Source organism: Burkholderia sp. BCC0506, assembly GCF_902833145.1.
Lineage (GTDB): Bacteria > Pseudomonadota > Gammaproteobacteria > Burkholderiales > Burkholderiaceae > Burkholderia.
Genome location: NZ_CADFEN010000015.1, coordinates 75,324 through 87,405 on the forward strand (window position 1 = coordinate 75,324; position 12,082 = coordinate 87,405).

The window sequence follows — 12,082 nt, forward strand, 5'->3', positions numbered from 1 at the left end:
GGCGCGGCCGTCGCGTCGCGCCCGCGGCCGGTTCCGGCCGAATTCTCATTATCTGGACAACGCATTCAAATATTGGAGCCGAGTGCGTGCGCTCCTACAATCCGAAGCACATCGACAGCTTCGGACCCACGCATCGCGCGGCGCCCGTCGCACACGGAGACACCTTCCATGAAGTTCGCCGGGCGCTTTACTCGGTGCATCGACCGCCGCCACGCCGCCGTACCGGACGCAGTTCCGGCGCCGCGCGAGCGGCTTCACCGATTCCGTTGAAGAAGCCCGCCCCATGACCAAGATGCCAGACTCCCTTGCCCTCGACGCCCGGCGCGCGATGCCGGCCGATACGTCGCTGACCGACAGCATCGGCGCGACCAGCACGCCGCTCGATCTCGCCGCGCAGCAGGCCGGCACGCAGACGCTGCTGCGCGGCCTCGCGATCCTCGAGGCGATCGCGAACGGCGCGCGCGACATGCGCGCGATCGGCGCCGCGCTCGGCACGACGCGCAGCACGACGCACCGGCTCGTCAGCAGCCTCGTGCAGGCGCGCTACCTGCGCCAGGTGCAGGGCGGTTACCTGCTCGGCCCGAAGCTGATCGAGCTCGGCACGATCGCGCTCGAGCAGATGCCGCTCACGGCGGTCGCGCGGCCGCATCTCGAGGCGCTCGCGGAAGCGACGCTCGACACGATCCATCTCGGCGTGCGCGACGGCGACGACGTGCTGTACATCGACAAGATTCCCGGCACGCGCGGCCTCGAGATGCGCTCGCGCGTCGGCCACCGGATGCCGCTGGCGTCGACCGGCATCGGCAAGGCGATGATGCTCGACCTCGATCCGGACCTGTGGCGCTCGCTGTTCGAGGCCGCGCGGCGCGCGCTGGCCGGCGTCAACTTCAAGCCGGACAACCGGCCCGAGACCAGTGCGTTCCTGCAGCGCATGGCCCATTACGCGGCCGGCGGCTATACGTTCGATCTCGAGGAAAACGAGGCGTCGATCCGTTGCGTGGCCGCGCCGATCCGCGACGCGTCGGGTGCGATCGTCGCGGCGGTGTCGGTCGCGAGCACGATTCCGTACATGCCGCACGACCGCATGGACGAACTGATTCCGCTCGTGCAGCGCGAAGCGCGAGCCATTTCCGCGGAACTGGGCTGGAGCCCGCCGCAGGGTACTCGCAGGATCAAACGATGACGACTTCGACCCGGCCCGTTCCGGATGCCAGTTCCGCTTCCCCGTCGCTGATCGCGCTCGACTGGGGCACGACGTCGCTGCGCGCGTATCTGTTCGACGCGCACGGCGTGCCGATCGACACGCGCAGCCGGGCGGCCGGCGTGATGCACGTGCCGGGCGGCGGCGCGCGCGCGTTCGACGCGGTGTTCGAGCAGGCGTGCGGCGACTGGCTCGACCGTACGCCGGGCCTGCCGGTGCTCGCCGCCGGGATGGTCGGCAGCGCGCAGGGCTGGCGCGAAGCGCCGTACGTCGCGGTGCCGGCCGGCGCCGATGCGCTCGTCGCGGGCCTCATCACCGTGACGACGGCGCGCGGCACGACGGTCTCGATCGTGCCGGGCGTGATCGCGACGGGTGAATTGCCCGACGTGATGCGCGGCGAAGAAACGCAGATCGTCGGCGCGCTCGCGAGCGATCCCACGCTTGGCGCCGATCGTTCAGGGGTACTGATCGGCTTGCCGGGCACGCATGCGAAATGGGCGTGGGTGAAGGACGGGCTGATCGAGCGCTTCCAGACCTTCATGACCGGCGAGCTGTTCGCGGTGCTGCGCGATCACACGATCCTCGGCCGCACGATGCGCACGGGGGCGTCGCCCGACCGTGACGCGTTCGTGCGCGGCGTATCGGTCGCCCGCGGCGCGCACCACACGGGGCTGCTCGCGACGATTTTCAGCACGCGCACGCTGGGGCTGACCGACCGGCTCGCGCCCGATGCGCAGGGCGATTACCTGTCCGGGCTGCTGATCGGCCACGAGCTCAATGCGCTCGACGCGATGCTCGCGGAGCGCGGCATCGCGCTCGCGGACCAGCCGCTGCTGCTGATCGGCGACGACGGCCTGTGTTCGCGCTACGTCGATGCGCTCCAGGTATTCGGCCATGCGCATGCACGTGTTGCCGCGCATGCGACCGAGCTCGGCCTGTGGCGGATCGCGTCGCGCGCCGGGCTCGTGCGCGCGGACGGCGAGCCCGTCTGCGCGCATCAATGAACTGCTTGCGGAGGAATTTTCGATGCCGTCCGACCTGACACTGCCCGCACCGTACACGCCCCACGCCGGGCTGATGCGCGCGTTCGACGCGTGTCCGCTGATCGCGATCATGCGCGGCATCACGCCCGCCGAAGCGGCCGATCATGGCCGCGCGCTCTACGAAGCCGGCTTCCGGATCGTCGAGGTGCCGCTGAACTCGCCGGATCCGTTCGACAGCATCGCGGCGCTGCGCCGCGCGTTGCCCGACGACATGATCGTCGGCGCGGGCACCGTGCTGCGCGCCGAGTACGTCGACCGCGTGCAGGACGCGGGCGGCGCGCTGATCGTGATGCCGCACAGCGACGCGGCCGTGATCCGCCGCGCACGCGAGCGCGGGCTGGCGAGCGCGCCGGGCGTCGCGACGCCGACCGAAGCGTTCGCGGCGCTGACGAACGGCGCCGACGTGCTGAAGATGTTCCCGGCCGAGCAGCTCGGCGTGACCGTCGTGAAGGCCTGGCGCGCGGTGATCGACCGCGCGGTGCCGCTGATTCCGGTCGGCGGGATCGCGCCGGACAACATGCAGCCGTTCCTCGCGGCCGGCGCGAACGGCTTCGGGCTCGGCTCGGCGCTGTACCGTCCCGGGCAGTCGGCCGACACGACCGCGGCGCACGCGCGCGCGTTCCAGGCCGGCTTGCGCGCGGCGCGCGGCGGAGCCGCATGATGGGCCGCCTCGCGGGCAAGGTCGCGATGGTGACGGGCGCGGGCCGCGGCATCGGCGCCGCGATCGCGCGTGCGTTCGTGCGCGAAGGCGCGGCCGTCGCGCTCGTCGATCTCGACTTCCCGCAGGCGCAGCACACGGCCGCCGCGATCGCGCACGAATGCGACGGCGCGCGCGTGCTGCCGCTGCAGGCGGACGTCGCGCGGCAGCAGGCGGTGCGCGATGCGCTCGCGCAGGTCGAAGCGGCATTCGGCCCGCTCGACGTGCTCGTGAACAACGCGGGCATCAACGTGTTCGCCGATCCGCTGACGATGACCGACGACGACTGGCGGCGCTGTTTCGCGGTCGATCTCGACGGCGTATGGCACGGCTGCCGCGCGGCGCTGGAGGGCATGGTCGAACGCGGTCGCGGCAGCATCGTGAACATCGCGTCGACGCATGCATTCAGGATCATCCCGGGCTGCTTTCCGTACCCGGTCGCGAAGCACGGCGTGCTCGGCTTGACGCGCGCGCTCGGCATCGAATACGCGGCGCGCAACGTGCGCGTGAACGCGATCGCGCCGGGCTACATCGAGACGCAGCTGACGCGCGACTGGTGGGACGCGCAGCCCGATCCGGCCGCCGCGCGCGCCGAGACGCTCGCGCTGCAGCCGATGAAGCGGATCGGCCGCCCGGAGGAGGTTGCGATGACGGCCGTGTTCCTCGCGTCCGACGAAGCGCCGTTCATCAATGCCGCGTGCATCACCGTCGACGGCGGGCGCGCGGCGCTGTATCACGACTGACACGATCGACGTAACGATTCGAAAGACCGCACGTGCGACGGCCGCGCGCACGCTGCGTCGACACCAACAAGCGGCTGCATCCTGTTCGATGAAAACAAGGAGACACTGGAGATGAAACGCAGAACGTTCGTAACGCTGGCCGCCGCGGCCGCGGTGGTGATGGGCAGCCCGGTCGCGCATGCGGCCGACCCGGTCAAGATCGGCTTCCTGGTGAAGCAGCCTGAAGAGCCGTGGTTCCAGGACGAGTGGAAATTCGCCGAGATCGCCGCGAAGCAGAAAGGCTTCACGCTCGTGAAGATCGGCGCGCCGTCCGGCGAGAAGGTGATGAGCGCGATCGACAACCTGTCCGCGCAGAAGGCGCAGGGCTTCATCATCTGCACGCCCGACGTGAAGCTCGGGCCGGGCATCGTCGCGAAGGCGAAGTCGCACAGCCTGAAGATGATGACGGTCGACGACCGCCTCGTCGACGGTGCGGGCAAGCCGATCGAGTCGGTGCCGCACATGGGGATCTCCGCGTACAACATCGGCAAGCAGGTCGGCGACGGCATCGCGGCCGAGATCAAGAAGCGCGGCTGGGACATGAAGGACGTCGGCGCGATCGACATCACCTACGAGCAGTTGCCGACCGCGCACGACCGCACGACGGGCGCGACCGACGCGCTGGTCGCCGCCGGCTTCCCGAAGGCGAACGTGATCGCGGCGCCGCAGGCGAAGACCGACACCGAGAACGCGTTCAACGCGGCGAACATCGCGCTCACGAAGAATCCGCAATTCAAGCACTGGGTCGCCTACGGGCTGAACGACGAGGCCGTGCTCGGCGCGGTGCGCGCGGCCGAAGGGCGCGGCTTCAAGGCCGACAACATGATCGGCATCGGCATCGGCGGTTCCGATTCGGCGTTGAACGAGTTCAAGAAGCCGCAGCCAACGGGCTTCTACGGCACCGTGATCATCAGCCCGAAGCGCCACGGCGAGGAAACCTCGGACCTGATGTACGCGTGGATCACGCAGGGCAAGGCGCCGCCGCCGCTGACGCTGACGACGGGCATGCTCGCGACGCGCGAGAACGTGTCGAAGGTGCGCGAGGAGATGGGGCTCGCGTCGAAGTAAGCGGCCCGCCGGCCGTCGCGGCGACGCGGCGGCCGGCGGTCGATCGATTCTGAAGTGGAGAGACGACGTGTCAGCGGCACTGCGTTTTGACAATATCGGCAAGGTATTTCCCGGCGTGCGCGCACTCGACGGCATTTCGTTCGACGTGCATGCGGGCGAGGTACATGGCCTGATGGGCGAGAACGGCGCGGGCAAGTCGACGCTGTTGAAGATTCTCGGCGGCGAATATCAGCCCGATGCGGGCAGCGTGCTGGTCGACGGCCGGCCCGTGCAGTTCGCGAATGCGGCCGCGTCGATCGCGGCCGGCATCGCGGTGATTCACCAGGAATTGCAGTACGTGCCCGACCTGACGGTCGCGGAAAACCTGCTGCTCGGCCGCCTGCCGAACGCGTTCGGCTGGGTGAAGAAGCGCGAGGCGAAGCGTTACGTGCGCGAGCGGCTCGCCGAGATGGGCGTGGACCTCGATCCCGACGCGCGGCTCGGGCGGCTGTCGATCGCGCAGCGGCAGATGGTCGAGATCTGCAAGGCGCTGATGCGCAATGCGCGCGTGATCGCGCTCGACGAACCGACGAGCTCGCTGTCGCATCGCGAGACGGAAGTGCTGTTCAAGCTGGTCGACGACCTGCGTGCGCAGGGCCGCGCGCTGATCTACATCTCGCACCGGATGGACGAGATCTACCGGCTGTGCGACGCATGCACGATCTTTCGCGACGGGCGCAAGATCGCGTCGCACGACGCGCTGGCCGACGTGCCGCGCGAGCGGCTCGTCGCCGAAATGGTCGGGCGGGAGATCGCGGACATCTACCATTACGCGCCGCGCGCGCTCGGCGACGTGCGGTTTTCCGCCGAAGGCATCGACGGCCCGGCGCTGCGCGAACCGGCGAGCTTCTCGGTGCGCGCGGGCGAGATCGTCGGCTTCTTCGGGCTCGTCGGCGCCGGCCGCAGCGAGCTGATGCGGCTCGTGTACGGCGCGGACCGCCGGCGCGCGGGCGTGCTCACGCTCGACGGCGCGCGCATCGACGTGAAGCGCACCGGCGACGCGATCCGCCACGGCATCGTGCTGTGCCCCGAGGATCGCAAGGAAGAAGGGATCATCGCGATCGCGTCGGTCGCGGAGAACATCAACATCAGCTGCCGCCGCCATTCGCTGCGCGCGGGGCTGTTCATCAACGGCAAGACCGAAAGCGCGACGGCCGACCGCTTCATCCAGCGGCTGAAGATCAAGACGCCGAACCGGCGCCAGAAGATCCGCTTCCTGTCGGGCGGCAACCAGCAGAAGGCGATCCTGTCGCGCTGGCTCGCGGAGCCCGACCTGAAGGTCGTGATCCTCGACGAGCCGACGCGCGGGATCGACGTCGGCGCGAAGCACGAGATCTACGACGTGATCTACCGGCTCGCGGAGCGCGGCTGCGCGATCGTGATGGTGTCGTCGGAGCTGCCGGAAGTGCTCGGCGTGTCCGACCGCATCGTCGTGATGCGCGAAGGCCGGATCGCCGGCGAGCTGCCGCGCGAGCAGGCGAACGAGCACGCGGTGCTGAACCTCGCGCTGCCGCAGACGAGCGCGGCCCAGGCGGCCTGACGCGCGGCATACGACATTCGAATCGAACACGCGCGGCGCGGGCCGCGCGATGCAGGAGCAGGAGACACATCATGCAAGCCAACGAAAACCTTGCCAGCGCCGCCGTGAAGCCGTCGGCCGACGCGCTGGTGCCGCAGCAGAGCGACCGCCAGAAGTGGTGGCAGCATCTGACCGAATACAGCCTGATCGCGATCTTCGCGGTGATGTTCATCACGATGTCGCTGACCGTCGATCACTTCTTCTCGATCGACAACATGCTTGGCCTCGCGCTGTCGATCTCGCAGATCGGCATGGTCGCGTGCACGATGATGTTCTGCCTCGCGTCGCGCGACTTCGACCTGTCGATCGGCTCGACCGTCGCGTTCTCGGGCGTGCTGTGCGCGATGGTGCTGAACGCGACCGACAACACGTTCGTCGCGATCGTCGCGGCGGTCGCGGCCGGCGCGGCGATCGGCTTCGTGAACGGCGCGGTGATCGCGTATCTGCGCATCAATGCGCTGATCACGACGCTCGCGACGATGGAGATCGTGCGCGGGCTCGGCTTCATCGTGTCGAAGGGGCAGGCGGTCGGCGTGTCGTCGGATACCTTCATCGCGCTCGGCGGCTTGTCGATGTTCGGCGTGTCGCTGCCGATCTGGGTCACGCTGCTGTGCTTCATCGGGTTCGGCGTGCTGCTGAACCAGACCGTCTATGGCCGCAACACGCTCGCGATCGGTGGCAATCCGGAAGCGTCGCGGCTCGCGGGGATCAACGTCGAACGCACGCGCGTGTACATCTTCCTGATCCAGGGCGCGGTCACGGCGCTCGCGGGCGTGATCCTCGCATCGCGCATCACGTCGGGCCAGCCGAACGCCGCGCAGGGTTTCGAGCTGAACGTGATCTCCGCGTGCGTGCTCGGCGGCGTGTCGCTGATGGGCGGCCGCGCGACGATCTCGGGCGTCGTGATCGGCGTGCTGATCATGGGCACCGTCGAGAACGTGATGAACCTGCTGAACATCGACGCGTTCTACCAGTACCTCGTGCGCGGCGCGATCCTGCTCGCGGCCGTGCTGCTCGACCAGTTGAAGAATCGCGGCGTACGCGACTGACCCGACCTGTTCCCACGGAGACGACCCGCATGACCATCGAAACATCCGTGCAGCGCACACCCGCCGCGGCAGGCGACGCGCGCTATGCGCGCTACCCGAGCCTCGAGGACCGCGCGGTGCTGATCACGGGCGGCGCGACCGGCATCGGTGCGTCGTTCGTCGAGCACTTCGCCGACCAGGGCGCGCGCGTCGCGTTCGTCGACCTCGACGCGGCCGCCGGCGCCGCGCTGGCCGAACGCCTCGCGCACGCGCGCCATGCGCCGCTGTTCCTCCCGTGCGACCTGACCGACATCGATGCGCTGCGCGAGGCGATCGACACGATCCGCGCGCGCATCGGCGCGATCGCGGTGCTCGTGAACAACGCGGCGAACGACACGCGCCACGCGATTGGCGACGTGACGCCCGCGTCGTTCGACGCGGGCATCGCGGTGAACCTGCGTCACCAGTTCTTCGCCGCGCAGGCGGTGATCGACGACATGAAGCGGCAGGGCGGCGGCGCGATCATCAATCTCGGCTCGATCAGCTGGATGCTGAAGAACGGCGGCTATCCCGTCTACGTGATGGCGAAGGCGGCCGTGCAGGGCCTGACGCGCGGCCTCGCGCGCGATCTCGGCCCGTTCGGGATCCGCGTGAATTCGCTGGTGCCCGGCTGGGTGATGACCGACAAGCAGCGCCGGCTGTGGCTGGACGACGCGGGCCGCGCGGCGATCAAGGCCGGCCAGTGCATCGACGCCGAACTGCTGCCGGCCGACCTCGCCCGGATGGCGCTGTTTCTCGCGGCCGACGACAGCCGGATGATCACCGCGCAGGACGTGATCGTCGACGGCGGCTGGGCCTGACCGTTCGCACCGACCTGCATCGTTTCTTCGACGAAGGAAAGGAGCTCACCATGACCGCCACGTCCTCGCGCGCATCGTCGTCCACCAGCCAGTCGCGCCGCGCGCGCCTGGCCGCCGCCGCCCAGCCGGTCAGCCCCGGCCCGCAGACGGCCGCGTTCGCGCAGGGCGTCGGCGCCGCGCATGCGGCGGCCGTCTCGCTGTCGAACGCGTCGCTGCGGCTCGACGTGCTGCCGCACCTCGGCGGCGGCATCGCGCGCTTCGACTGGCGCGGCGACGATGGTGCGCTGATACCGGTGTTCCGCCGTTGCGAGCACCCGGAGACGGCGACGGACCCGAACGAGCTCGCGTGCTATCCGCTGCTGCCGTATTCGAACCGGATCGGCGACGGGCGCTTCGAATGCGACGGGCGCAGGGTCGCGGTGCCGCGCAACCGCCGCGACGAGCCGCTGCCGATCCACGGCGACGGCTGGCTCGCGCGGTGGCAGGTGGACGATGCGACCGATACGTCGCTGCAACTGTCGCTCGACCGTACCGCGGGCGCGCCGTACGCATTCCGCGCGGTCCAGTCGTTCGAGCTCGACGACGCGACGCTGTCGATCGCGCTGACGATCGAGAACGCGGGGCGCGCGCGGCTGCCGTTCGGGCTCGGCGTGCATCCGTTTCTCGTGCGCGATACGGTGACCGAGCTGGCCGCGGCAGCCGGCGGGCTGTGGCTGTCGGGCGCCGATTTCCTGCCGGTGCGGCACGTGAGCGTGCCGCCGGCCTGGCAGTTCGGCGTCGCGTATCCGCTGCCGGCCACGCTCGTCAATCATGCGTTTACCGGCTGGGGCGGCCACGCGACGGTGAGCTGGCCGCGCCGCCGGCTGTCGCTGACCGTCGCGGCCGACGCCGACGCGTACGTGCTCTATACGCCGCCGGGCGAGGATTTCTTCTGCTTCGAGCCGGTCGATCATCCGATCAATGCGGTGAACCTGCCGGGCGGCGCGGCCGCGCACGGGATGACGCTGCTCGCGCCGGGCGAGCGGCTCACGCGGCGTTTCGCGTTCACCGTCGCGCGCGCCGATGCGCGCGGCACTGCGACGACACGCGAGGGGCGCCGGCGACGCGGGTAAAATACGCGGTCTACCAACGGTTAGCCGCGAGTACCCGCCATGTCTTCCCCGCTTACTTTCATCGAATCGCTGCGCGCCGCGTGGCAGCGCACGAATTCGCTGCTGTGCGTCGGCCTCGATCCCGAGCCGTCGCGCTTTCCCGTGCAATTCGACGGCCAGCCCGACGCGATCTTCGAATTCTGCCGGCAGATCGTCGACGCGACCGCGCCGTACGCGAGCGCGTTCAAGCCGCAGATCGCGTACTTCGCCGCGCATCGTGCGGAAGACCAGCTCGAGCGGCTGATCGCGCACATCCATCTGCAGCATCCGGGCCTGCCCGTGATTCTCGACGCGAAGCGCGGCGACATCGGCAGCACGGCCGAGCAGTACGCGCGCGAGGCGTTCGAGCGCTATCGCGCGGACGCCGTCACGGTGAACCCGTACATGGGCTACGACTCGGTCGAGCCGTACTTCGAGCACGAAGGCAAGGGCGTGATCGTGCTGTGCCGCACGTCGAACCCGGGCGGCTCGGACCTGCAGTTCCTCGACACGAACGGCCGGCCGCTGTACCAGGTCGTGGCCGACCTCGCGGCGAACAAGTGGAACGCGAAGAACGGCCAGCTCGGCCTCGTGGTCGGCGCGACGTTCCCGAAGGAAATCGAGATCGTGCGCGGGATCGTCGGCGACATGCCGCTCCTGATCCCCGGCATCGGCGCGCAGGGCGGCGACGTGCAGGCAACCGTCAACGCCGGCCGCACGGCCGACGGCACCGGGATGATGATCAACTCGTCGCGTGCGATCCTGTACGCGAGCAAGGGCGAGGATTTCGCCGAAGCCGCGGCGCTCGCCGCGCAGAAGACGCGCGACACGATCAACGCGCATCGCTGAAATACGGGCCGCCCGATCGGGCGGCCTTCGAGCGCCGCGCCCGCGTTCGCGGGCCGCGCGCCGTCACCGCGTATTCGCCGTCCTGGCGCATGCGAACAACTTCCCGTCGCTTTCGTACCGCATGCCGGCAATTCAGTCGCGCGATGCTGCCGCTTGTCACCCGTTCGTCACAAAAACGTCAAGAAAAGGAGCGACGCCATGCCCAAGCCGTCTCGCCGTCTTCTGAGCGCGTTCGCCGCGTCGCTGTGCATGACGTTCGCCCATGCGGCGGATCTCGCGCACTGGCCGGCCGACAGCGCGAAGGCGCTGAACGCGATGATCGCCGCGCACGCGAACCGCGGCGACTACGCGGTGTTCGATGCCGACAACACGACCTACCGCTACGACCTCGAGGAATCGCTGCTGCCGTATCTCGAGAACCGCGGCGTGCTGACGCGCGATGCGCTCGACCCGTCGCTGAAGCTGATCCCGTTCAAGGATTCCGCCGACTACAAGGAATCGCTGACGAGCTACTACTACCGGCTGTGCGAGATCGACGATCTGGTCTGCTATCCGTGGATCGCGCAGGCGTTCGCCGGGCAGTCGCTCGCCGAGCTGAAGCGCCACGTCGACGCGATGCTCGCCGACGGCAAGCCGATCCCGATCCGCTACTGGCAGGGCGACAAGGTCGTCGACGGCACGGTGAACCCGCCGCGCTTCTTTCGCGGGATGCAGGAGCTGTACAACGCGCTGCGCGAGAACGGCATCGACGTGTACGTGATGACCGCCGCGCACGAGGAGCTCGCGCGGCTCGTGCTGTCCGACCCGAAGTACGGCTACAACGTGAAGCCGCAGAACGTGATCGGCGTGACGACGCTGCTGCGCAATCCGGCGACGGGCGCGCTGACCACGTCGCGGCTGCAGATCAAGGCCGGCAAGTACGACGAGGCCGCGAACCGCGATCTGGTGATCACGCCGTTCCTGATGAACCCGATGACATGGTACGAAGGCAAGCTCGGTTCGATCGTCGGCTGGATCGACCAGTGGAAGAAGCCGGTGCTCGTCGCGGGCGACACGCCGACGTCCGACGGCTACATGCTGCTGAACGCGACCGACGTCGCGCGCGGCGGCGTGCGCGTGTGGGTCGACAAGAAGGACAAGCAGATGGCGCAGATCCGCGCGTGGTCGGACGAATCGGCCGCGAAGCAGAAGGCGCTCGGCCTGCCGGTGACGGCGGACAAGAACTGGATCGTCGTGAAGCCCGACGCGATTCAATGAGCGAGCCGGGCGCGCGGCTCGCGCACCGGGCGCCGATCAGCCTTCGCGCTCGTCGAGCAGCTTCAGCAGCCCGCGCAGCGCATGCGCGGCCGCCTGCGTGCGGATCTGCTCGCGGTCGCCCTTGAACACGAGCGTCTCGACATCGGTATGCAGCCGGTTGCTCCATGCGAACGACACGGTGCCGACCGGCTTCTTCTCGCTGCCGCCGGCCGGGCCCGCGATGCCGGTGACGGACAGCGCGACCTGCGCGCGGCTGTTGCGCAGCGCGCCCTCGGCCATCGCGCGCGCGACGGGCTCGCTGACGGCGCCGTGTTTTTCGATCAGGTCGGGCGGCACGCCGATCATCTCGATCTTGGCCTGGTTCGAGTACGTGACGAAGCCGCGTTCGAACCACTGGCTGCTGCCGGAAATGTCGGTGATCGCCGTGGCGATCATCCCGCCGGTGCAGGATTCGGCGGTGGCGAGCGTGAGGTGCTCGTCCCGCAGCTTGTTGCCTGCGCGGATCGCAAGCTGGTGAACGACGGAATCGGTAGGCATGCGCGTCGGGAA

The 12,082-nt window shown here is 69.2% G+C and carries 12 protein-coding genes; 11 read left to right on the plus strand and 1 reads right to left on the minus strand.

Annotated features, from left to right (window positions below):
- Positions 1-283: 283 nt before the first annotated feature.
- The 11 genes from HWX62_RS28825 (at position 284) to HWX62_RS28875 (ending at position 11,533) form a co-directional block, all read left to right on the plus strand.
- Positions 284-1,183: an IclR family transcriptional regulator gene (locus tag HWX62_RS28825; protein WP_011694140.1), complete on the plus strand. Its 900-nt coding sequence runs from the start codon at positions 284-286 to the stop codon at positions 1,181-1,183.
- Positions 1,180-2,205 carry a 2-dehydro-3-deoxygalactonokinase gene (locus tag HWX62_RS28830; RefSeq protein ID WP_175927602.1) on the plus strand — a complete coding sequence of 342 codons (1,026 nt, stop codon included), beginning with the start codon at positions 1,180-1,182 and terminating at the stop codon, positions 2,203-2,205. Before HWX62_RS28825 ends, HWX62_RS28830 begins: the two co-directional genes overlap by 4 nt.
- Before the next feature lie 22 nt (positions 2,206-2,227).
- Positions 2,228-2,905, plus strand: coding sequence for a 2-dehydro-3-deoxy-6-phosphogalactonate aldolase (locus tag HWX62_RS28835; protein ID WP_175927603.1), 678 nt, complete (start codon positions 2,228-2,230; stop codon positions 2,903-2,905).
- Positions 2,905-3,684 carry an SDR family oxidoreductase gene (locus tag HWX62_RS28840; protein ID WP_175928156.1) on the plus strand — a complete coding sequence of 260 codons (780 nt, stop codon included), beginning with the start codon at positions 2,905-2,907 and terminating at the stop codon, positions 3,682-3,684. Before HWX62_RS28835 ends, HWX62_RS28840 begins: the two co-directional genes overlap by 1 nt.
- A gap of 111 nt (positions 3,685-3,795) precedes the next feature.
- Complete coding sequence (locus HWX62_RS28845) at positions 3,796-4,791, plus strand: arabinose ABC transporter substrate-binding protein (RefSeq protein WP_175927604.1); 996 nt, start codon at positions 3,796-3,798, stop codon at positions 4,789-4,791.
- 67 nt (positions 4,792-4,858) lie between these two features.
- Complete coding sequence (gene araG, locus HWX62_RS28850) at positions 4,859-6,370, plus strand: L-arabinose ABC transporter ATP-binding protein AraG (RefSeq protein ID WP_175927605.1); 1,512 nt, start codon at positions 4,859-4,861, stop codon at positions 6,368-6,370.
- Between the two features lie 71 nt (positions 6,371-6,441).
- Complete coding sequence (araH, locus tag HWX62_RS28855) at positions 6,442-7,458, plus strand: L-arabinose ABC transporter permease AraH (protein WP_089434525.1); 1,017 nt, start codon at positions 6,442-6,444, stop codon at positions 7,456-7,458.
- Between the two features lie 29 nt (positions 7,459-7,487).
- Positions 7,488-8,297, plus strand: a complete 810-nt coding sequence (locus HWX62_RS28860; protein WP_175927606.1) for an SDR family oxidoreductase — start codon at positions 7,488-7,490, stop codon at positions 8,295-8,297.
- Between the two features lie 50 nt (positions 8,298-8,347).
- Entirely contained in the window at positions 8,348-9,409 is a 1,062-nt protein-coding gene (locus HWX62_RS28865; protein WP_175927607.1) for an aldose 1-epimerase, read from the plus strand.
- Positions 9,410-9,448: 39 nt separating this feature from the next.
- Positions 9,449-10,276 (plus strand): orotidine-5'-phosphate decarboxylase, encoded by an 828-nt coding sequence (gene pyrF / locus HWX62_RS28870; protein ID WP_006483119.1) that lies wholly within the window; start codon positions 9,449-9,451, stop codon positions 10,274-10,276.
- Between the two features lie 198 nt (positions 10,277-10,474).
- Positions 10,475-11,533, plus strand: a complete 1,059-nt coding sequence (locus tag HWX62_RS28875) for a haloacid dehalogenase-like hydrolase (protein WP_175927608.1) — start codon at positions 10,475-10,477, stop codon at positions 11,531-11,533.
- Positions 11,534-11,569: 36 nt separating this feature from the next.
- Here the strand turns inward: HWX62_RS28875 and HWX62_RS28880 are convergent, their stop codons facing one another.
- Positions 11,570-12,070 (minus strand): CinA family protein, encoded by a 501-nt coding sequence (locus HWX62_RS28880; RefSeq protein ID WP_175927609.1) that lies wholly within the window; start codon positions 12,068-12,070, stop codon positions 11,570-11,572.
- Positions 12,071-12,082: the final 12 nt, after the last annotated feature.

Excerpts from the sequence above, each read along its gene's own strand:
- HWX62_RS28830 (WP_175927602.1), top strand. The coding sequence starts at position 1,180 with ATGACGACTTCGACCCGGCCCGTTCCGGATGCCAGTTCCGCTTCCCCG.
- HWX62_RS28825 (WP_011694140.1), top strand. The coding sequence starts at position 284 with ATGACCAAGATGCCAGACTCCCTTGCCCTCGACGCCCGGCGCGCGATG.
- HWX62_RS28840 (WP_175928156.1), top strand. The coding sequence starts at position 2,905 with ATGGGCCGCCTCGCGGGCAAGGTCGCGATGGTGACGGGCGCGGGCCGC.
- HWX62_RS28845 (WP_175927604.1), top strand. The coding sequence starts at position 3,796 with ATGAAACGCAGAACGTTCGTAACGCTGGCCGCCGCGGCCGCGGTGGTG.
- HWX62_RS28880 (WP_175927609.1), bottom strand. The coding sequence starts at position 12,070 with ATGCCTACCGATTCCGTCGTTCACCAGCTTGCGATCCGCGCAGGCAAC.
- araH (WP_089434525.1), top strand. The coding sequence starts at position 6,442 with ATGCAAGCCAACGAAAACCTTGCCAGCGCCGCCGTGAAGCCGTCGGCC.
- HWX62_RS28860 (WP_175927606.1), top strand. The coding sequence starts at position 7,488 with ATGACCATCGAAACATCCGTGCAGCGCACACCCGCCGCGGCAGGCGAC.
- pyrF (WP_006483119.1), top strand. The coding sequence starts at position 9,449 with ATGTCTTCCCCGCTTACTTTCATCGAATCGCTGCGCGCCGCGTGGCAG.
- HWX62_RS28875 (WP_175927608.1), top strand. The coding sequence starts at position 10,475 with ATGCCCAAGCCGTCTCGCCGTCTTCTGAGCGCGTTCGCCGCGTCGCTG.
- HWX62_RS28865 (WP_175927607.1), top strand. The coding sequence starts at position 8,348 with ATGACCGCCACGTCCTCGCGCGCATCGTCGTCCACCAGCCAGTCGCGC.
- HWX62_RS28835 (WP_175927603.1), top strand. The coding sequence starts at position 2,228 with ATGCCGTCCGACCTGACACTGCCCGCACCGTACACGCCCCACGCCGGG.